Source organism: Delftia sp. JD2 (genome assembly GCF_001682645.1).
Lineage (GTDB): Bacteria > Pseudomonadota > Gammaproteobacteria > Burkholderiales > Burkholderiaceae_C > Comamonas > Comamonas acidovorans.
The window spans coordinates 10,001-11,191 of record NZ_LFJT01000101.1 but is presented as its reverse complement, the minus strand read 5'-3'; the positions used below and the strand labels follow the sequence as shown (position 1 = coordinate 11,191).

Annotated in this window: 2 rRNA genes (1 of these 2 running past the window's edge); both read right to left on the bottom strand. The window is 51.3% G+C overall.

Annotation, left to right across the window (positions count from 1 at the left end):
* Positions 1–48: 48 nt before the first annotated feature.
* Positions 49–161: ribosomal RNA gene (gene rrf, locus ACM14_RS29320) — 5S ribosomal RNA — on the bottom strand.
* Between the two features lie 124 nt (positions 162–285).
* Positions 286–1,191: ribosomal RNA gene (locus tag ACM14_RS29315) — 23S ribosomal RNA — on the bottom strand (it continues 1,970 nt past the right edge of the window).

The following is a 1,191-nucleotide window of genomic DNA, read 5'->3' as shown; positions in this document are numbered from 1 at the left end:
GCAAAAAACCCCGTAGCTTTGGGCTACGGGGTTTCTTGGGCTGTAAGAGCCTGACGATGACCTACTTTCACACGGGAACCCGCACTATCATCGGCGCAAAGTCGTTTCACTGTCCTGTTCGGGATGGGAAGGAGTGGTACCAACTTGCTATGGTCATCAGGCATAACTTGTTGTCATGCTGCTCATCGAGCAGCACAACGAATTCATAGAGTCTGTAATCAGCTTTGTATTTTGACTGCGCCTTACTTGGCATAACCACCTTGATGATCACGTCATCAAAGTTATAGGGTCAAGCCTCACGAGCAATTAGTATCAGTTAGCTTAACGCATTACTGCGCTTCCACACCTGACCTATCAACGTCCTGGTCTTGAACGACTCTTCAGGGGGCTCAAGGCCCCGGCAGATCTCATCTTGAAACGAGTTTCCCGCTTAGATGCTTTCAGCGGTTATCTCTTCCACACTTAGCTACTCGGCAATGCCACTGGCGTGACAACCGATACACCAGAGGTGTGTCCACTCCGGTCCTCTCGTACTAGGAGCAGGCTTCCTCAAATCTGCAGCGCCCACGGAAGATAGGGACCAAACTGTCTCACGACGTTTTAAACCCAGCTCACGTACCTCTTTAAATGGCGAACAGCCATACCCTTGGGACCGACTACAGCCCCAGGATGAGATGAGCCGACATCGAGGTGCCAAACACCGCCGTCGATATGAACTCTTGGGCGGTATCAGCCTGTTATCCCCAGAGTACCTTTTATCCGTTGAGCGATGGCCCTTCCATACAGAACCACCGGATCACTATGTCCTGCTTTCGCATCTGCTCGACTTGTCAGTCTCGCAGTTAAGCACGCTTATGCCATTGCACTATCGTCACGATGTCCGACCGTAACTAGCGTACCTTCGAACTCCTCCGTTACGCTTTGGGAGGAGACCGCCCCAGTCAAACTGCCTACCATGCACTGTCCCCGATCCCGATAAGGGACCTGGGTTAGAACCTCAAACGCACCAGGGTGGTATTTCAACGTCGGCTCCATGAGAACTAGCGTCCTCACTTCAAAGCCTCCCACCTATCCTACACAGATCCGTTCAAAATCCAATACAAAGCTACAGTAAAGGTTCATGGGGTCTTTCCGTCTTTCCGCGGGGAGATTGCATCATCACAAACATTTCAACTTCGCTGAGTCTCTGGA